17 protein-coding genes and 1 tRNA gene are annotated in these 18,223 nt (G+C 67.2%); 4 read left to right on the forward strand and 14 right to left on the reverse strand.

Annotated elements, in window-relative coordinates; all coding sequences use genetic code 11:
• Nucleotides 1-3 precede the first annotated feature (3 nt).
• The 7 genes from tatC to E3T49_RS03260 all read right to left on the reverse strand — a co-directional run bounded on the left by tatC (nucleotide 4) and on the right by E3T49_RS03260 (nucleotide 6,280).
• Nucleotides 4-756, reverse strand: a complete 753-nt coding sequence (gene tatC, locus E3T49_RS03230; protein WP_134423416.1) for a twin-arginine translocase subunit TatC — start codon at nucleotides 754-756, stop codon at nucleotides 4-6.
• Between the two features lie 47 nt (nucleotides 757-803).
• Nucleotides 804-1,025 carry a twin-arginine translocase TatA/TatE family subunit gene (gene tatA / locus E3T49_RS16710; protein ID WP_134423418.1) on the reverse strand — a complete coding sequence of 74 codons (222 nt, stop codon included), beginning with the start codon at nucleotides 1,023-1,025 and terminating at the stop codon, nucleotides 804-806.
• A 340-nt stretch (nucleotides 1,026-1,365) separates the two neighbouring features.
• Complete coding sequence (locus E3T49_RS03240; protein ID WP_134423420.1) at nucleotides 1,366-2,373, reverse strand: helix-turn-helix transcriptional regulator; 1,008 nt, start codon at nucleotides 2,371-2,373, stop codon at nucleotides 1,366-1,368.
• Nucleotides 2,370-3,419, reverse strand: coding sequence for a helix-turn-helix transcriptional regulator (locus E3T49_RS03245; protein WP_134423422.1), 1,050 nt, complete (start codon nucleotides 3,417-3,419; stop codon nucleotides 2,370-2,372). The genes E3T49_RS03240 and E3T49_RS03245 overlap by 4 nt, the downstream gene beginning before the upstream one ends.
• Nucleotides 3,420-3,454: 35 nt before the next feature.
• The gene (locus tag E3T49_RS03250; protein WP_134423424.1) at nucleotides 3,455-4,423 is read right to left on the reverse strand and encodes an FKBP-type peptidyl-prolyl cis-trans isomerase; all 969 of its coding nucleotides are present in this window, start codon (nucleotides 4,421-4,423) and stop codon (nucleotides 3,455-3,457) included.
• A 79-nt stretch (nucleotides 4,424-4,502) separates the two neighbouring features.
• Nucleotides 4,503-5,534 (reverse strand): tRNA (adenine-N1)-methyltransferase, encoded by a 1,032-nt coding sequence (locus E3T49_RS03255; RefSeq protein ID WP_134423426.1) that lies wholly within the window; start codon nucleotides 5,532-5,534, stop codon nucleotides 4,503-4,505.
• A 26-nt stretch (nucleotides 5,535-5,560) separates the two neighbouring features.
• Entirely contained in the window at nucleotides 5,561-6,280 is a 720-nt protein-coding gene (locus tag E3T49_RS03260; RefSeq protein WP_277613078.1) for an HAD family hydrolase, read from the reverse strand.
• A gap of 80 nt (nucleotides 6,281-6,360) precedes the next feature.
• On the opposite strand from E3T49_RS03260, the gene E3T49_RS03265 reads away from it, so the two are divergent.
• Complete coding sequence (locus E3T49_RS03265; protein ID WP_241972612.1) at nucleotides 6,361-7,305, forward strand: proteasome assembly chaperone family protein; 945 nt, start codon at nucleotides 6,361-6,363, stop codon at nucleotides 7,303-7,305.
• Between the two features lie 20 nt (nucleotides 7,306-7,325).
• On the opposite strand, the gene mshC is transcribed toward E3T49_RS03265, so the two are convergent.
• Genes mshC through E3T49_RS03280 form a run of 3 tightly spaced genes read right to left on the reverse strand, consistent with a single transcriptional unit; the run spans nucleotide 7,326 to nucleotide 10,813 of the window.
• Nucleotides 7,326-8,600: a cysteine--1-D-myo-inosityl 2-amino-2-deoxy-alpha-D-glucopyranoside ligase gene (mshC, locus tag E3T49_RS03270; RefSeq protein ID WP_134423430.1), complete on the reverse strand. Its 1,275-nt coding sequence runs from the start codon at nucleotides 8,598-8,600 to the stop codon at nucleotides 7,326-7,328.
• 13 nt (nucleotides 8,601-8,613) lie between these two features.
• The gene (locus E3T49_RS03275) at nucleotides 8,614-9,468 is read right to left on the reverse strand and encodes an undecaprenyl-diphosphate phosphatase (protein ID WP_134423432.1); all 855 of its coding nucleotides are present in this window, start codon (nucleotides 9,466-9,468) and stop codon (nucleotides 8,614-8,616) included.
• 19 nt (nucleotides 9,469-9,487) lie between these two features.
• On the reverse strand, nucleotides 9,488-10,813 hold the full coding sequence (locus E3T49_RS03280) for a M20/M25/M40 family metallo-hydrolase (protein ID WP_134423434.1): 1,326 nt from the start codon (nucleotides 10,811-10,813) through the stop codon (nucleotides 9,488-9,490).
• A 116-nt stretch (nucleotides 10,814-10,929) separates the two neighbouring features.
• Between E3T49_RS03280 and E3T49_RS03285 the strand changes: the two genes are divergently transcribed.
• Nucleotides 10,930-11,012: transfer RNA gene (locus E3T49_RS03285), tRNA-Leu, on the forward strand.
• Between the two features lie 143 nt (nucleotides 11,013-11,155).
• Here the strand turns inward: E3T49_RS03285 and E3T49_RS03290 are convergent.
• Both E3T49_RS03290 and E3T49_RS03295 read right to left on the reverse strand, forming a co-directional pair.
• Nucleotides 11,156-12,493, reverse strand: coding sequence for a class I SAM-dependent methyltransferase (locus E3T49_RS03290; protein ID WP_134423436.1), 1,338 nt, complete (start codon nucleotides 12,491-12,493; stop codon nucleotides 11,156-11,158).
• Nucleotides 12,490-13,866, reverse strand: a complete 1,377-nt coding sequence (locus tag E3T49_RS03295; RefSeq protein WP_134423438.1) for an FAD-binding oxidoreductase — start codon at nucleotides 13,864-13,866, stop codon at nucleotides 12,490-12,492. The genes E3T49_RS03290 and E3T49_RS03295 overlap by 4 nt, the downstream gene beginning before the upstream one ends.
• A gap of 239 nt (nucleotides 13,867-14,105) precedes the next feature.
• On the opposite strand from E3T49_RS03295, the gene E3T49_RS03300 reads away from it, so the two are divergent.
• Entirely contained in the window at nucleotides 14,106-15,038 is a 933-nt protein-coding gene (locus E3T49_RS03300) for a cytochrome b/b6 domain-containing protein (RefSeq protein ID WP_241972613.1), read from the forward strand.
• Between the two features lie 27 nt (nucleotides 15,039-15,065).
• On the opposite strand, the gene E3T49_RS03305 is transcribed toward E3T49_RS03300, so the two are convergent.
• Both E3T49_RS03305 and E3T49_RS03310 read right to left on the reverse strand, forming a co-directional pair.
• Entirely contained in the window at nucleotides 15,066-16,091 is a 1,026-nt protein-coding gene (locus tag E3T49_RS03305; protein WP_134423440.1) for an agmatine deiminase family protein, read from the reverse strand.
• Nucleotides 16,088-17,080 carry a nitrilase-related carbon-nitrogen hydrolase gene (locus tag E3T49_RS03310; protein WP_134423442.1) on the reverse strand — a complete coding sequence of 331 codons (993 nt, stop codon included), beginning with the start codon at nucleotides 17,078-17,080 and terminating at the stop codon, nucleotides 16,088-16,090. Before E3T49_RS03310 ends, E3T49_RS03305 begins: the two co-directional genes overlap by 4 nt.
• A 264-nt stretch (nucleotides 17,081-17,344) precedes the next feature.
• On the opposite strand from E3T49_RS03310, the gene E3T49_RS03315 reads away from it, so the two are divergent.
• Entirely contained in the window at nucleotides 17,345-18,223 is an 879-nt protein-coding gene (locus E3T49_RS03315; protein WP_134423444.1) for an FAD binding domain-containing protein, read from the forward strand.

Consider the following 18,223-nt stretch of genomic DNA (forward strand, 5'->3'; position numbering starts at 1 on the left):
CGCTTAGAGCGCCAACTCCTGTTCGAGGGCACGGGCGCGCCGGGCGGCGCGGCGATCGTGGAGCAAAGCAATGCCGTAGGCGGCGAAGTACAGAACAACCATGGGGATGGCCAGCAGGAACATCGAGACCACGTCAGCGGCGGGAGTGGCGATCGCGGTGAAGAGAGTGATGAGGAGGACGGCGATCCGCCACGATTTGATGACCGACTGCGCGCTGATCACTCCGGCGAAGTTGAGCAGCACAATGAAGACGGGGAGCACGAACGCCACGCCGATCGCGATCATCAGTTTCAACACGAAATCGAGGTAGTTCTGCGCGACGATCAGCGCGGCGTCCTCCTGGGGAGCGAAGCTGGTCATCAGACCCACAAGATTCGGCAACACGAACCAGCCGGCTGCGCAGCCCGCCAGAAACAGCGGAATCGCTGTGAAGATGAACCCGAAGGTGTACTGCTTTTCAATGCGGGTGAGACCCGGGACCAGGAAGGCGAAGATCTGGTAGAGCCAGACCGGGCTGGACAGGACCAGACCCACATAAAAGGAGATCTTCAGCTTCAGGTCGAAAGCGCTCGTGATGTCGGGGTAATTCAACTGGGCGGTGCGGTTCTGCGCCTCGATGATGGCGTAGATCGGCTCACGCAGCGCATCCCACACGAAGTCGGAGAGGAACCAGCCGGCGATCGCGCCGACGAGAATGCCGGCCGCGGCGAGGAAGAGACGTTTCCGCAGCTCGAGCAGGTGCTGCCCCAGCGACATCTTCCCGTCGGTGGCCGTGCGCCGAGGAGTTCGCCCCGCCACGGGAGTTACGACTTCGTCGAGGGGTCGGCGGTGCCGGCGGCCTTCGAAGAGTCGCCAGCGGTGCCGGTGGTGTCGGAGTCGTCCTTGTCGCTCTTGATCTCGTTCTTGAAGATTTTCATCGACTGTCCGAGGCTGCGGGCGAGGCCGGGAAGCTTGGGCGCACCGAACAGAAGCAGAACGATGACGAGGATGATCAGGAAGTGCCATCCGGTCAGGTTATTAAGCATCAGTGTCTGTCCTCTGGGTCAAGGGGCGTGTAGTTACTAGTTTACCTCTGGCGACCAAAGAATCCCGCCGCCGCTGGCGACGCTGCGCGCGTTCGATTCGGCTGAGCTCGAGAGTGAGGTACACCTCGCCAGGTTCCTGGAGGACCGCGGATCGGAATCGGGCCGGTTCCGGCATCTCGGGGACCTGACCGACAGCGGCGACGCGCTCACTGAGTTCGCCGAGCGCAGCTCCCGTCGCCAGGGCCTTCCTGAACAGCCTGAAGGCGAACCAGACCAGCATGCCGACCAGGCCGAGGACCAGGCCGGTCCAGATCAGGAGCCACGACCACCAGGGCATCGTCTACTCCCCCACAAGCGGGTCGAATCCGGCATCGTCCGGCTCGTCGTAGCGGGCGATCCCTGCGGCCGCCCAGTCGCGCACGACAGCGCGCGCCTCGATCGGCCCGACGACTTCGACGACACCGGCTAGACCGGCGACGAGGCGTTTGAGGCCGTGGAAATGCGCCACCCCCAGCGTTCGGCGAACGCGGTCGCCACCTGGGACGCCGGCGCCGTAGGGGCCGTAGTCCGCGAGCAGGGGCACGGCCGCCGATGCCAGCTCGACTGTCACCTCGAGGTCGGAGGCGGATCCCTCGAAGAGCGCTTCGGGCTGTTCCGCCTCGAGGGGCCGAGGGCTGGTCGGAATCATCGTCACGTGCAGCCCGCTCATCCGATCAAGCCGGAACGTTCGGGCCGCCTCTCGAAGATGGCACCAACCCCGCAGGTACCAGTCACGATCCACGGATTGGATGCGCCAGGGTTCGACCAGTCGCTGCTCTTGTTCGCCGCGGGCGTTCAGGTAATCGAACTCAATCTGGACCCCTCGGCGGACAGCGGCCTGCACGACCGCGATGGTACTGCCGGCATCCGTACCGGCCACGGCCACCTGGCTGGGGGCACCCGAGGCGCTGCGGGTGAGCTTCGCCATCAGCGAGGCGATGGCGTCGACGTCGGCGTTCTCGGGCAAGGACGACAGGTACTGCAGACCGGCGATGAGGGCCGCTGCTTCCCGGGCCGAGAAGCGAGGAGAATCGTCGATGGCGACGAGGTGGGTGAGCACGATGAGGTCGTTGGTTTCAAGCTCCTCCCAGTGGATGTCGAAGAGATCACCGTGCAGGTACTGGCGAGTCTCCCCGGGGATACCGGAGACCGCAATCAGATTGACCGCTTCGCGGACCCGGTCGGGCGTTACCCCGAAGTGATCGGCGACGGCCGTCACGCTGATGCGGTCGTGGTCCATCAGGAACGGGACCAGGGACAGCAGAAAGGTCAGTTTGTCGGATGCTCCGATCGCCGGACCGGCGCTCATTCGCCCTCCTCCGTCGTGCTCGTCGTGAGTGCGTCGGTGTGCGCGTCACGCACGCTGACCAAACGTGCCCGGACGGCAGAGCGCAACGCCGCGGGCGCGTGAACCAGGACTTCCGGGCCGAACCCCGCGAGCTCGTCCGCGAGCACGTTGAGGTCGGTGAAATGCAGGTTCACCGTTGTGTCCCCCTCCCCTGACTGTGGCGAGTCCGTTGAGTGCCGTTTGGACAGCCGCACCGCGGCATCACTGCCCGGTTGCACGCTGATCGTGGCCAGGTTGGCGTTCCACAGCGCATCCAGCTCGCTGAGGGCTTCCTGGGCCTGGCCTTCCCCGGGCGGTACGAACGTGCCCCCCGGCACCGCCACCACCGGCCCGACGATTCGGGAGAGCAGGAAGGTGCGGTTCGCCGCGGCATCCCGGTCGGTACCGAACAGATGCCACCGGCCGTCGAAGAGCACCACGGCCCGAGGTTCGACCTGGCGGCGGCGCGGCGCCGACTCACCGGGCTTCAGGTACAGGAACGCGACGACTTGACCGCGGTCCATGGCCTTACTGAGGGGTTCGAAGGATGCCTCGCGCACCCGCAGAGACGGCGAATAGCCGAGGACAGGGTCACTGGAGTCGATCCCTAACGCATTCAGCTTGGTCATCGCTCGTCGTGACTCGGCGGACAGCGATCCTTCGCGCCAGACCGTCGCGGCGAGCTTGAGCAGCATGAGTTCGTCTGCGGTGAAGGACACGTCGGCCGGGAGGTCGTAGAGACCCTTCGGTATGCGGTACCGCAGGTGGTGGTTGCTGCCGGGGTCGTCCGGCGGCTCCACCACTTCGAGCGGTATCCCCAGTTCACGGATGTCGTCCTTGTCCCGCTCGAACTGACGCTCGAGGCTGGCGTTGTCCCCGCCGGAGACATAGCGCTGACGATAGCCCTGCACCGTGGACAGGATGTCCGCCTTGGTCAGACCGATCTCCGTGGCGATCAGCGCGAGTACAAGGCTGAACAGGCGTTCTTCAACGGACACGCGGCTGGTCTTCTCAGAGGTGGACGGCACGCTGCGAGTCTATCCGTCGGCCGACGCGTCGCAGCCTAGTTCACCCCGAGGATGTCGATGACGAACACGAGGGTCGAACCGGCAGGGATCGTCTGCGAGGCCTGGTCGCCGTAAGCCTGATCCGGCGGGAGCACGGCGATGATCTGAGAACCGACGGTCTGGCCGATGACGGCATTGGCGAATCCGGGGATCAGCCCTCCCTGGGTCTTGGAACCATCCACGATCAGGAACGGCGCAGGCTCGCCCTTGGCCCAACTGGAGTCGAAAACGGTCTTCTCATTCCACAACACGCCCGTGTAGTGCAGGGTCGCGGTATCGCCTTCAACGACCGTCTCCCCGTCGCCCTTTTTGAGCACGCCGATTTGCAGTTCGGTCGGCGGCTCACTGGAGGGGATGGTCACGCCGGGGGTGCCGTCGACCGCCAGGACGACAGACGGGAGACCGCCGGCCACGGGCTGGTTCGTGCCGTCGGCGCGAGCGAGGACCAATTTCACGACGTCGATCACCATGACCAGGGAGTCATCCGCGCCGATGCCGCTGTTCGCGTCGCCGCCGGCGGGTCCGAGGCCGTCGTCCGGTGAAACGACGAGGGCCAGGCGGGATCCGACCTGGGCGCACTCCAGGCCGCTCGCCAGGCCGGGCAGGGTCTTCTCCTTGTCCAGAATGAGTGCGGTCAACGCGGTGGCGTCGTACATGGCCTCATTGATCACTGCACCGGTCGTCCCGTTGTAGACGCTCAGGTCCACCAGCGCGGACTGGTCCGGCCGGAGCACGGCCCCCTCACCGGCGATGATCTCGCTGACCTGCGTGGTGTCGGTTTTCACGGGGGTTGGGAAGTCCACCGTCGGCGCAGAGCCGAACTCTCCCGACACCGAGACGAGTTTGGAGGCCGCCCCTTCCATGACCGGCGCCTCGCAGTCCGCTGCGTCGCCGGGGGCGCTGCAGCCGGTGAGGACAGCGACCAGCAGGCCGGCGGAAGCGATGAGTGCAGGAGCTCTACGCACGGGATCTCATTTCAGTGTGGGGCAAGCGATTATGCGGGACAGAGGCAATTTCGCGACCAGCCGCGGGCCGAAGCCAATACTAACGGGCGTCGGGTGTCGGGGCGTCGGGCTCGCCCGCGTCGAGCTCACGGGCCTTGGAGATGGCAGCGCCGGTCTCGGCGATCCGAACGCGCTTGCGCATGACCTTGGAGCTGACGCTGCGCTCGCCCAGGGCACCCGGTGTCCAGGCCTCGACGTCGGCATCGGAGAAGTCCGTTTTCGACGGGCGGCGCTTCAGCTCGGGCAGGATCGTGTCCGGGGCGAGGCGACGCGCCGTGATCAGGAATCCGGTGTGCCCGATCATGCGGTGGTCGGGACGCACGGCCAGACCCTCGACGTGCCAGCCCCGAACCATCGTCTCGTGCGAGTCCGGGTTCGTGTACAGGCCGGTGCCACGGATGGCCTCCGCCACCCGCGAGAGCTGGGTCACCGTCGCCACGTAGCAGAGCAGCACCCCGCCGGGCTTGAGCGCATCGGAGACGACGCCCAGGCACTCCCACGGCGCGAGCATGTCGAGCACGACCCGGTCGACGCTCTGGGCGGGCATCGTCTCGGGCAGCGTGTCGGCCAAATCGCCGAGGGTGATGCTCCAGTTGGCGGGATCGGACCCGAGGAACGTCGCGATGTTGTCGCGTGCGACATCCGCGAATTCGCTGCGACGTTCGAAGGAGGCCAGGCGTCCGGCCGGGCCGATGGCGCGCAGCAGCCAGAGCGACAGGGCTCCGGAACCGACTCCTGCCTCGACCACGGTCGCGCCAGGGAAGATGTCGGCCTGGGCCAGGATTTGGGCGGCGTCCTTGGGGTAGATGATGGCGGCGCCCCGCGGCATCGACATCACGAAGTCGATCAGCAGCGGGCGCAGGGCGAGGTGCTCCACGCCGACGTTGTTGGAGACGACCGATCCGTCGGGCAGGCCGATGATGTCGTCGTGGGCCAGGATGCCCCGGTGCGTGTGGAAGACCTTGCCCGGTTCGAGGGTGATCGTGTTCAGCTTGTTCTTGGGTCCGGTCAGCTGCACCCGGTCGCCGATCCGGAAAGGACCGCTGTTCTGGATGACCTGGTTGTCGCTCATGCGTGGAATACGTCCTTGTTCGTGGGTCATTCGGAGTCGGGCAGAGTGAGTGTGAGGGCGGCGGGGCCACGGCGCGCGCTGAACAGCTCCGTGAATCCGTCCAGGGTGCGGCCGGACAGCGTCGGCCACAGGTCGTAGTGCGCGCTGGCGGGCAGTGTGACCATATGAGGCACGCCGAGAACAACGGCACCCGACGCCACGGCCGCGGCGATACCGGGAATGGAGTCCTCCACGGCCATGCATCGCTCGGTGTCGACGCCGAGCAGCCCGGCCGCCGACAGGTAGGCCTCGGGATGCGGTTTGCTGTTCTGGACCATGTCTCCGGCGACGATGGTTTCGAAGGCGGGGAAGCCGACGAGGTCAGCGACCTGTTGGGCCATCCGTTCGACCGACGAGGTGACGAGGGCCATCGGAATTCCCGCGGCCTTGAGCGCGGTGAGCATGTCCAGTGCGCCGGGGCGCCACGGGGCGCCGAATTCCTGGAGCAGTTCCTGCACCCGGCTGGTCAGGGCCTGGACGATCGACTCGGCGTCGAGGTCGACACCGCGGCCCTGCAGGATGGACGCCGAGCCCCACAGCCCCGATCCGACCAGCAGCATCCCGTCGTCATGGCTCCACACCCCGCCGAACGATTCGACCAGTTCCGTTTCGGCCCTCATCCAGTACGGCTCGGAGTCGACGATGGTGCCGTCCATGTCCCAGAGCACGGCTGCGGGCAGGAGGGAATCGGTTCTGATCGCGGTCACGGAGTTCAAGTGTAGAGGGCACCGCCTATCCTTGACTGATGGTGCCACGCGGGGCACCCCGTCGAAAGAGGTTTCAGACAGTGACAGAGGCTAACGGGTTCCTCAACGGGCGCCTCCTGGTGGTGGCGTTCGAGGGTTGGAACGACGCCGGCGAGGCAGCCACGGGGGCCGTGGGCACCCTGAAGGACCTGCTCGACGTCGCTCCGCTGATGCAGATCGACCCGGAAACCTACTTCGACTACCAATTCAACCGGCCCACCATCTCGGCGGGCGGCGAAGACGGCCGGCGCAAGCTCGAGTGGCCCGATGCGGTGCTCTACGGCCCGACTGTTCCCGCTGAGGCCGGAACGCCCCTCGCCGCCGACGCGCAGCTGCGGGTGAGTGGAACGAACGCCGGCAACATCTATCTCCTGCTCGGCACCGAACCCTCCCGCAGCTGGAAGAGTTTCGCCGCAGAAATCCTCGACTCAGCTCTGGCGGCGGATATCGGGGGCATCGTGTTCCTGGGGGCGATGCTGGCCGACGTCCCGCACACCCGCCCGATTTCCATCTTCGTCTCGAGCGACAACCCGCAGGTGCGGGCTGAGTTGCAGATCGAGCGCAGCACGTACGAGGGACCGGTCGGCATTCTCAGCGTGCTGGCGATCGCCGCGGAGGAGGTCGGCATCCCCACCCTGTCGATCTGGGCATCCGTGCCGCACTACGTGCATAACGCGCCCTCGCCGAAGGCGATGCTGGCGCTGATCGACAAGCTCGAAGAGATCATCGACGTCGTCATCCCGCGCGGCGAACTTGTTTCCGAGGCCGAGGACTGGCAGAACGGCATCGACACGCTCGCCGCCGAGGATGACGAGATGGCCGCGTACATCGCGCAACTCGAGCAGGCCCGGGACACGGTCGACTCTCCGGAGGCAAGCGGCGAGGCCATCGCCCAGGAATTCGAGAAGTATCTGCGCAAGCGTGGCGATGGACGGGACGGCCCCGGCGAGGGACGACCGGGGCCCGACGGACCCCGGCAGCCCTGATGCGCTAGCCGGCCCCGAAGCTAGAGCCGGACGCCGAGAAGTGCATCGACGGCCACGGCTACCAGGGCCGGATCGTCGACCCCTCCGATGGAGGCTGCGTCCACGACGGCCAGTGCGGCGGGGGTGTCGAGGTCCGCGGCCAGGGCTGCCCTGAGCTGGTCGACGACGGAGTGGGCGTTCCCGGTTCCGACCACGGCAGCCGGGCCGAACGCGGTGGTCCAGGTGGCGAGGCGGGATTCGGCTTCGAGCAGGTGGGTGTCCGTCCATTCCCAATTGCTGCGATAGTGCTGGCCCAGCAGGGCCAGGCGGATGGCCCGCGGGTCGGTACCTCCGTCACGCAACACGGAAACGAGCACGAGGTTGCCGAGCGATTTGCTCATCTTTTCGCCCTGATAAGCCACCATGCCGGTGTGACTGTAGACGCCGGCCAGCGGATGCCCGGACAGCGCGGCAGCGTGACCGGCGCTCATGTCATGGTGCGGGAAGACCAGGTCGCTGCCGCCGCCCTGCACCGTGAAATCGGTGCCGAGTTCTTTCAGGGCGATCACCGAGCATTCGATGTGCCAGCCGGGCCGACCGGCACCCACGCGTGACTCCCAGGACGGTTCGCCGGAACGGGCGGATCGCCACAGCAGCGGGTCGAGGGCGTCCCGTTTGCCAGGGCGGTCAGGGTCTCCCCCGCGCTCGGCGAACAGGGTGTGCATGGTGTCGGCGTCGAGGTTGCTCTCGTCGCCGAGGTTCCACGAGGTGGCCCGTTCGGCGGCGGCGATGTCGAAGTAGAGGTCGGAACCGGCGGCGACCGTCGGCTCGGGCGCGCCGGGCACGGACGCGACAATGGGGACGGCGTAGGCGAGACCCGCGTCCCAGAGCTGGGAGACGGCCTCCGCGATCTCGTCGATGACCTCGGTGACGGCGACGTAGTCGTTCGGGGGGATGATCCCCAGCGCCACCATGTCGGTGCGGAACAACTCCACCTGGGATTCGGCGAGGACTTCCCAGTCCACGCCGGTGGCGGCGGCGCGCTCGAGGAGCGGGTCGTCGACATCCGTCACGTTCTGGGCGTAGTGAACGCGGTAACCGCCGTCGAGCCAGACTCGCTGCAGGGTGTCGAAGGCCAGGTAGGTGGCTGCGTGACCGAGGTGCGTTGCGTCATACGGGGTGATGCCGCACACGTAGAGACGGGCGACGTCGTTCGGCCTGGCCTCGATCAGACCGGCGGAGGCGGTGTCGTGCAGCCAGGGCGCACCGGCTTGACCGGGCAGTCGTGGGATTTGAGGTCGGTTCCAGGCACGCATACCTCAAGCCTAACTAGGCAGCGATGGTGTTCGTCACCAGGAGGCCGATCAGCACCAGGCCGAGCAGGATGCGGTAGATCACGAAGGGCAGGAAGCTGCGCTTGGAGATGTAGCTCATGAAGAATTTAATCACGAACAGGGCGACGACGAAGGCCAGGACTGTGGCCGCCAGGGTGTCCCACGGCCCGAAAATCTCCGGCGTGCAGTTGGTTGCGCCTTCCAGGCATGGCTTGGCGATCGCCTTGTACATCTGATAGAAACCACTGCCGAGAACGGCCGGGATGGCGAGCAGGAACGCGTACCGGGCGGCGGCGGCGCGCTCGTAGCCCATGAACAGGCCGGCGGTGATGGTGCCACCCGAACGGGACACTCCAGGGATCAACGCGAGGGCCTGGGCGAAGCCGTACACGATTCCGTGCGGCACCGTCAGGTCGCCCAGCCGGCGGCGCTTGGCCCCGACGTAGTCGGCGATGCCGAGCAGGACACCGAAGCCGATCAGTACGCTGGCGGTGATCCACAGGTTGCGGAGCGAGGATTCGATCTGGTCCTGGAAGAGCAGGCCGAGCAGCACGATGGGCAGTGAGCCGAGGATGATCAGCCAGCCCATCCGGGCATCCGGGTCGGCGCGCGGGACCTTGCCGACGAGCGACTTGGCCCACTGCCCGATGATGCGCACGATGTCATGCCAGAAGAAGATCACCACGGCGAGCTCGGTGCCGATCTGGATGATGGCGGTGAACCGGGCTCCCGGGTCAGCCCCGGTGCCCAGGAATTCACCGATGATACGGATGTGTGCGCTGGAGGAAACCGGAAGGAATTCGGTCAGTCCCTGCACGAGTCCCAGGATGAGTGCGTCGATGAAGTTCACAAAAATGCCCTTTTGCTGATCAGTAGTTCGAGAGCAGGTCGGTCAGGACCTGCCTGCCAAACACTAACGCGTCAAGTGGGACACGTTCGTCGACGCCGTGGAACATGGCCGGGAAATCGAGGTCGGCGGGGAGCTTGAGCGGGGCGAAACCGTACCCTTTGATGCCCAGGGTACTGAGCGCTTTGTTGTCGGTTCCGGCCGAGAGCAGGTAGGGCAGCACCGGGGCACCGGGGTCGTGCCGGCCGAGGGTCTCGACCACGGCGTCAACGAGCGGCCCACCGAACTCCGTCTCGAGACCGATGTCGCGGTGCATGATCACGATCTCGATCTCGGGCCCGACCAGCGCGGCCACCTCGGCGAGCACGGCGTCCTCATCGCCGGGCAGGGTACGGATGTCGATGAGCGCCTCGGCGCGGTCCGGGATGACGTTGTGCTTGTACCCGGCCTGCAGCACGGTGGGATTCGTCGTGGTGCGCAAGCTGGCCTGGATGAAACCCGAGGCGGTTCCCGTGGCGAGGGCCAGTTCGTCGGGGCCGACGCGTTGCGGGTCCACGTCGAGCACCCGGGCCAGTTCGCCCAAGAGCTGCGTTGTGGTGTCGGTCAGCCGGATCGGCCACTCGCGGCGACCTACCTTGGCGACCGCTTCGGCGAGCCGGGTCACGGCGTTGTTATGGATCAGTCGGGAGCCGTGGGCCGCGTCACCCCTTGCCACCAGCTTGATCCAGATCAGGGCCTTCTCGCCGGTTTGGAGAAGGTAGGCGCGCTGGCCGCCGAGCGTGATCGAATACCCGCCGACCTCGCTGATGGCTTCGGTGGCGCCGTGGAAGAGTTCGGGGTGGGTGTCGACGAGGTAGTGCGAACCGAGCACTCCCCCGGCTTCCTCGTCGGCGAAGAACGCCACGACCAGATCGCGGGCAGGCTGGCGGCCCGCCCCGAGGATGTCCTGCAGGGACGCGAGAATCATGGCGTCCATGTTCTTCATGTCGACGGCTCCCCGGCCCCAGAGCAGGCCGTCTTTGATCTCGCCCGCGAACGGGTCCACCGACCAGGCCTCGGGGTCTGCGGGGACGACGTCGAGGTGTCCGTGGACCACGAGCGCTCCACGGCTGCTGTCGCGGCCGGGAACGCGCACGACGACACTCGTGCGGCCCGGTTCGGAGTCGAACAGCTGCGGGGCGAGGCCGAGAGCACGCAGGTTGGCCTCGACGTACTCGGCGGCATCCGTCTCCCCGTTCGACCGGCCCTCGCCGTAGTTCGTGGTGTCGAAACGGATGAGGTCGCGCGCGAGTGTGCCCGTGAGGTCCAGTGCAGAGCCGGCCGGGGTGTCTTCAGCAGAGGAAAGCATGCCTGTCACGCTACCGGGCCTCACGGCCGACCGGAGACGGTGGGCGCGGCGGGAGGGCCCCGAAATCCGTGCTAGATTATTTATTCGGCGGCCGGGAATGGCTGCTGAAACACCCGGCCCGGGTGGCGGAATGGCAGACGCGCTAGCTTGAGGTGCTAGTGCCCTTATGGGCGTGGGGGTTCAAGTCCCCCCTCGGGCACAGAGAGAGGTTCGGCGAAATCCGAACCTCGTTGGGAAATAGGTTGCGGCAACTGATATCGGTTGTGCGGCCTATTTTTTTTGCCCGGAATCTCTGCGATCGGGGTACGACGGCCTGCGCGTAGGCCCGGTCGCGCCGGGGTTTCAGGATGTCCACCACGGCCGCAACGGCAGATCACTGACGCGGCCATCGGCATCTGGCCTGACCGCCAACACCTGGTGCAACTGGATGCCGCCGGTCTCGAAAGCGAGCCGCGACCCGGCCATGTACAGTCCCCACACCTTCGCGGTCTGCAGTCCTACCTCGGCGACAGCCTCGTCCCAGTGCTCGACCAGGTTGGCGCACCAGTCTCGCAGCGTCATCGCGTAGTGCTGGCGAAGGTTCTCCTCGTGCAGCACCTCCAGTCCGACATCCTGGGCGGCACTGATGATCTGGCCCGAGCCGGTGAGCTCCCCGTCGGGGAACACATAACGGTCGATGAATCCGCGGGTGGACGCCTCGGATCGGTTGTCCGGCCGGGTGATGCAGTGGTTGAGCAACAGGCCGCCGGGACGCAGCCGTGACTGCAGGAAGCCGAAGTACGACGGATAGTTGCGCACTCCGATGTGCTCGAGCAACCCGATCGACGACACAGCGTCGAATCCGGTCTCAGTGATGTCACGGTAATCGCCGAAACGCACCTGGGCCAGATCGGTCAGGCCTTCGTCGGCGATCGCCCGCTGTGCCCACGCGGCCTGCTGCTCTGACAGTGTCACACCGGTGGCGTCGACGCCGCGGCGGGCGGCGTAGCGAACCATGCCGCCCCAGCCGCACCCGACGTCGAGCAACCGGTCACCTTCCCTGAGCCGCAGCTTCTCGAACACCAGCCGGTACTTGTTCTCCTGCGCCTCGTCCAATGAGGCGTCGAGGCGCGGGTAGCACGCGCAGGTGTAGGTCATCGACGGCCCGAGCACCCACCCGTAGAAGCCGTTCGAGACGTCGTAATGATGGTGGATCGCCTCGGCATCCCTCGTCTTGCTGTGCCGGAGCCCCCCGACGGCGCGACGCCAGCGCGGCGCCCCTTCCTGAGCCGGCGGTGCGATCGGGCGCAGGTGCCGGGCGCCGATGGAGCGGATGATGTTGGCGGTCACGCGCGGCGGCGGCAGCTTGAACACCAGTTCGCCGGCGAGCGCCCGGAGGAGTTCATAGGGGTCGCCGGGATGAACCCCGTGAACATCGAGGTCGCCGGCGATGTAGGCGCGGGCCAGGCCCAGATCGCCGCGGCCGGTCGCCAGATAGGTAGTGCCCCGGGGGGTCTTCAGTTCCAGGCCGAGCGGTGCGTCCGGCGGACCGGCCGAGCTGCCGTCGTACGCGGTGAAGCTCAGTGGGAGACGCCCCCCGGCGAGGATCTCCATGATTTCGGCGAGGGTCAGTTTCCCCTGTGTCACCGGTTTGGGTGCCGCTGGCGCGGCGTCCGGCACTCGATCCTTGAACGTGGTCATCGTCGCTGTACCGCCTTCGCATAGAGATCGAGGAGCCGTGAATCGGGATCGTACCGTTCCTTCACACGCCGGTAGTCTTCTCCGCCATACAGTTCGCCGAATTCCTCCCGCGAGTAATACGAGTCGGAGTACAGCGACTTGTGCCCGTGGAGCTCGCTGACGGTGCGTTCGATCAGCCGGTTCGTCTCCCCCTCGGTCCGTCCCACGGGAACCGTCGACCAAAACCCGACATTGATGTACGTCTGGTCTGGACGGAGCGGATAGAGCGGCCAGCCGTCGCCGCGCAACCGCAGCGGGCACAGCCAGATCGGCTCGATCGGCACGGTGGCCAGGAACCAATCCAGAAACTCCGCACACCGATCGATCGGCACCTCGACGTCCTGGACGACGCGTTCGCGCGGCGGACGATGGTGGAGCCGTTCGATGCGATCGCCGATGTGGAATCGTCGTTCGTACCGCATCAACGTCCCGTAGACGCTGCTGCGGCGAAGCGTTCGCGGCCAGAGCCGGCGGATCCGTGGTCGCTGTGCGCCGAACGCCGCCGAGCACCAGAACCAGTCGGTGTCCCACCGCCAGAGGTAGTCGTGGATCGTCAGCCGGTCGCGTGTGGTGCCCTCGTCGTGCTGGATGGAGCGGTAGTAGATCTCCTGGCCGGTGTAGTCGCTTGCCGGACCGGCTGCCGCGGACCGGGTGCCCGCACTCAGGTAGCTCTCGTCTGCGCTGAACACCACCCCGTCGAGGTAGTCCACGCGCTCACCGTCCAGGGCCCCGGTCCGGGCGATGCGGTCCAGTGCCGCGATCAGATCGGCGATCGAGTGGAACCGCAGATGCCGGAGGTCGACGAACGTTTCGACCGGCTCCAGCTCGATCCGCAGGCGTACCGCGTATCCGAGCGTGCCATAGGAATTGGGGAAGGCACGGTAGAGGTCTTCGTTCTCACTGGGCGAGACCGTGATCACCTCTCCGGCCCCGGTGAGGATGTCCATCTCCAGCACCGACTCGTGCGGCAGGCCGTTGCGGAAGGACGTCGACTCGATGCCCAGGCCGGTGACCGCACCGCCCAGAGTGATCGTCTTCAGTTGCGGCACCACCAGTGGCGCCAAACCGTGGGGCAGTGTCGCCGCGACCAGGTCCTCATACGTGCACATTCCGCCCACGTCGGCTGTGCGCTCGTCCGGGTCGACCGCGATGACGCCTCTCAACCCCGCCGTCTCGAGGCCCCTGGCGTTCGGCTTCGCGCGAGACCGGAACAGGTTGGAGGTGGGTTTGGCGAGCCGAACCGAAGCCGCCCGCGGCACCGCCCGGTAGCTCGCGAGGAGACGCTCCACGCCGGCGGCGTGGGCGGACCGTGGGTCGATCACCGGAGGGGACACGCCATCAAGCTAGTCCTCGGTCACTTCTCCCGCACCGGCCGACGGTGATTCGTCGGCCTGCAGGCAGGCTGGCGACGCTCGCCCAGGTTGCGTCTTTTGACGCCCGTGATCACAGGCGGCAGGGAAATAGTCGATGATGGCAGAGCCGCTATCGAACGGGTCGACACTCTGAAGACTGACTCCTGACCAGAAAGACACACCCCCATGCCGCAATACGCGTTCGCCCTCCGGGGCGACCGGTGACAGCCGCGAAGCCCGGCCGGATCAGCCCGGGCCGAACCGTCGGCATCAGACTGGCCTGGGTCGTCCCGCTCGCGATCTTCGCCCTGGCCGCCGCGGTGCTGGCCGCTCAGGGCATTCGTGCGCTGCCGGCTGTGCAGTCGTTCCTGGTCCAGTTTCCGGGCACGTCGGCCCGGCCGGAATGGGCACCCGTCGGTGTGCCCGCCTGGCTCGCGTGGCAGCACGGCTTGAACGTCTTCTTCATCCTCTTCATCGTGCGGTCCGGCTGGCAGATCCGCACGGCCGGACGGCCGACCATGTTCTGGACACGGCGCAACACAGGCCTCATCCGCACCAGGAACGCCCCCACCCGGATGGGCATCAACGTGTGGTTGCACCTCGCACTCGATGCGCTCTGGGTGCTCAACGGTCTCCTGTTCTATGGTCTCCTCTTCGCCACCGGCCAGTGGGTGCGCATCGTCCCGGTCAGCTGGGACATCGTCCCGAACGCCCTCTCGGCGATCCTCCAGTACGCCTCCCTGGACTGGCCGACCGGGGACGGCTGGGTGAATTACAACGCCGTCCAGACGCTGAGCTACTTCACCATCGTCTTCGTGGCTGCACCGCTCGCCCTGGCCACCGGCATCCGGTTGTCACCGTTGTGGACCACTCGCCGGTTCAGTCGACTGGTTCCGCTCCGCGCGACCCGAGCCGTGCACGTGGGCGTGATGGTCGTCTTCCTGGTCTTCATCGTGGTTCATGTCACCCTGGTCTTCGCGACCGGCGCCCTCCGGAACCTCAACCACATGTACGCCGCCTCGAGCGATGGAGGCTGGACCGGTTTTTGGATCTTCGCCGGCTCCCTGGCCGTGATGCTGGTGGCCTGGTTCGCCACGGGCCCCCGCCTGCTCAAGGCGGTCGCGTCACTCGGGGGCACCGTCACCACTCGCTGACCGGTTGACGCACCACCTCCCGCATCGTCACCGGGCCGATGGCTGCTGCTGCGTCACGCAGTGGATGCCTCCGCCCCGCGCGAACAGCGGCCGCGCCTCGACGGACACGACTTCACGTCCCGGGTACACCCCGGAGAGGATCTCCCGCGCAGCCTCGTCGGCCCGTTCTTCGCCGAAGCCGCAGGCGATCACACCGCCGTTCACGACGAGGTGGTTGACGTAGTTGTAGTCCACGAAGCCGTCCGCGTCGCTGAGAGTGGCCGGGGCGGGCAGGTCGACGACCGTGAAGGTCCGGCCCGCGGCATCCGTCGCTCCGGCGAGCACGGCATGGAGCTCGCGCGTGACGGCATAGTCGGGGTGCGCCGGGTCGTTCTGGGCGTGGACCAGCACCGTTCCGGGTGACGGGATGGCGGCGACCATATCGACGTGACCGCGGGTTCCATAGCGCTGCTGGTCTCGGGTCAGGCCGCGGGGCAGCCAGATCACCTTGGTGGCGCCCAGAGTGCGGGCGAACTCGGCTTCGACCCTGGCCCGGTCGGCGTAAGGGTTGCGGCCGGGGTCCAGTTGCACGGTCCGGGTGGCCAGCACCGTCCCTTCGCCGTCGACGTGGATGCCGCCGCCCTCGTTCACGAGCACCGAGGAGATCGCGCTCGCGCCCGCGGCACCGGTGACGACCCGGCCGATCTCCGCGTCCTTGCCCCAGCGCGCCCAGTCCTGGGCACCCCAGCCGTTGAACGTCCAGTCCACCGCCCCCAGCCGACCCTCGTCGCCCAGCACGAAGGTCGGACCGATATCGCGCATCCAGGAATCGTCGAGCGGCGCCTGGATGATCTCGATCTCCGCTGAGAGGTATCGGCGGGCCGTCGCCACCTCGGCCGGGTCGACGACCATGGTGACGGGCTCGAAGTCGAGCACGGCATGGGCGACAGCGGACCAGGTGCGGCGTGCCTCGTCGGCGGAATGTGCATCGGTGCCGAGCGTGTATCCGGCCACCGGGAACGCCATCCAGACCCGGTCCTGCGGCGCGGTCTCCGCCGGCATCCGCCAGCTCAAGACTGCTCTTCCGGTTCGGTTCCACCGAACGGATGCGCGGGGTCGACCGGCGCGGTCAGCCTCCCGTAGCTGTCCGGACGGCGGGTGGCGAGGAAGGGGAACAGCGTGAGCCACTCCTCTCGCTGTGCCAGGTCGAGGTCGGCGACGAGCACCGCGGACTCGTCGCGCGGAGCCTGCACGAGAACGCGTCCGTAGGGATCGGAGATGAAGGAGGAGCCGTAGAAGGTCAGCTCGCCTTCGTCGCCGTGGCGATTGGGCACGACCATGAACAGCCCGCTGGTGATGCCGTTGGCCACGATCACCTGCCGCCAGATCGGCTGCGTGTCGAAGGCCGGGAAGCCGGGTTCCGAGCCGATCGCGGTCGGGTAGACCAGCAGTTGGGCGCCGCCGAGCCCGTACAGGCGTGACACCTCCGGGAACCACTCGTCCCAGCAGGTGGGCAGCCCGATCCGGGCGCCGCCCAGTTCCTCCGGCGCGTAGACCGGGTAGGCGTCCTGAGCCGGGCCCGGCCGGAACCAGGTGTCCTCGTAGTAGCCCTCGGTCACCGGGATGTGCAGTTTGCGGGTGCGTCCGAGCAGCCGCCCGGTCGGCGACACCAGGATGGCCGTGTTGTAGCCGCGCGGGTCCCCCGGGGCGTCATCGTCGCGCGGCCGCTCGAAGAGCGAGGCGTGCACGACGATGCCGTGCAGGCGGGCCTGCTCGGCCGCGAACGCGAACGTGGGTCCGGTCAACAGCTCCTCCGCGGACTGCTTCGGCACCCCCTGGGCCCGCGCGTGGGCAGGGTACCGGCGCAGTGTCAGTTCGGGCAGGAAGACGACGCGCGCACCCTGAGCAGCGGCCAGACGGATGCCGTCGGCCAGCTCCGCGCGCAACGCGCCCTCGTCGGCGTGCCAGCGGTGCTGCACGAGAGCGACCCTAAGCGGCGGCTCGGCCTCGCCCGATGGGCGGGTCAGCGGATCGGCGATGCCGGGGGCGTTGATCAGAAGCATGAGAAGACCTCTCTGCGGAATGAATCACTGCCCTGTATGCTGACACACAGACTTCCGGTTTCAGTTTTATTGTGACCGGACGAGCACTGGTTGAGACAGTGCACAGGGCCCCGGCGATTCGTCGCCGGGGCCTTTTCGTGTTCCGGCCGGCGGATGCCCGGTGCCGCGCCGATCCGCGTTGACAAGCTGAGGGGCCCGGAGCACTATGTGTTCCAATTCCGTGCCCGTCGCTGCCGCCGGGCACCTTTCGAGGTGGAGGCCCCTGTGCAGATTCCTGCTTCCTTCGATTATGTGCGCGCCAGCACTGTCGACGATGCGCTCGCCCTTCTCGACCGCCACGGCCCGGAGTCCCGGGTAGTCGCGGGCGGGCACAGTCTTCTGCCGATGATGAAGCTCCGTCTGGCCAGACCCGAGTGGTTGATCGACATCAACGAGCTCTACGAACTGGACTACGTGCTCCGCGACGGCAACACGCTGCGAGTCGGCGCGATGACCCGCCACGCAACACTTCTTGCCTCCCCGGAGATCTTCCGGCTGTTCCCGATCGTCGCCGATGCGGAACGGGTGATCGCGGATCCGACCGTGCGCAACCGCGGCACGATCGGCGGGTCGCTCTGCCAGGCCGACCCGGCCGAAGATCTCTCCACGGTCTGCAAGGTTCTGCGAGCCGAGGCGGTCATCCGGGGGCCCGGCGGCGAGCGCGTCCTCAGCATGGATGACTTCCACCGGGGTGCCTACGAGACTGCTGTGGCGCACAACGAACTCCTCTGTGAGGTGCGTTTCCCGATCCGTCCGCGCTCGGGCAGTGCCTACGAGAAGGTCGAACGAAGGGTCGGCGACTGGGCCGTCGTGGCGGCGGGAGCGGCGATCTCCCTGGCCGCCGACGGCACGATGGACGACGTCGCCATCGGTCTCACCGCCGTCGGAGTGGCGGGAACGGTCACCGAGGCCGAGGACCTGTTGCGCGGCCGGCACCCGCAGGAAGACCTGTTCCTGGAGGCAGGGCGGCTTGCCGCGCTGGCGAGCAAGCCGATCGCCGACCAGCGGGGCCCGATCGATTACAAGCGGCACCTCGCCGACGAGCTCACCCGCCGGGTGCTGCGTCGCGCGGCCGCCCGCGCCGCCGAAGCACAGGAAGGCTAA

It is taken from the genome of Cryobacterium cryoconiti (genome assembly GCF_004403065.1).
GTDB lineage: Bacteria > Actinomycetota > Actinomycetes > Actinomycetales > Microbacteriaceae > Cryobacterium > Cryobacterium cryoconiti.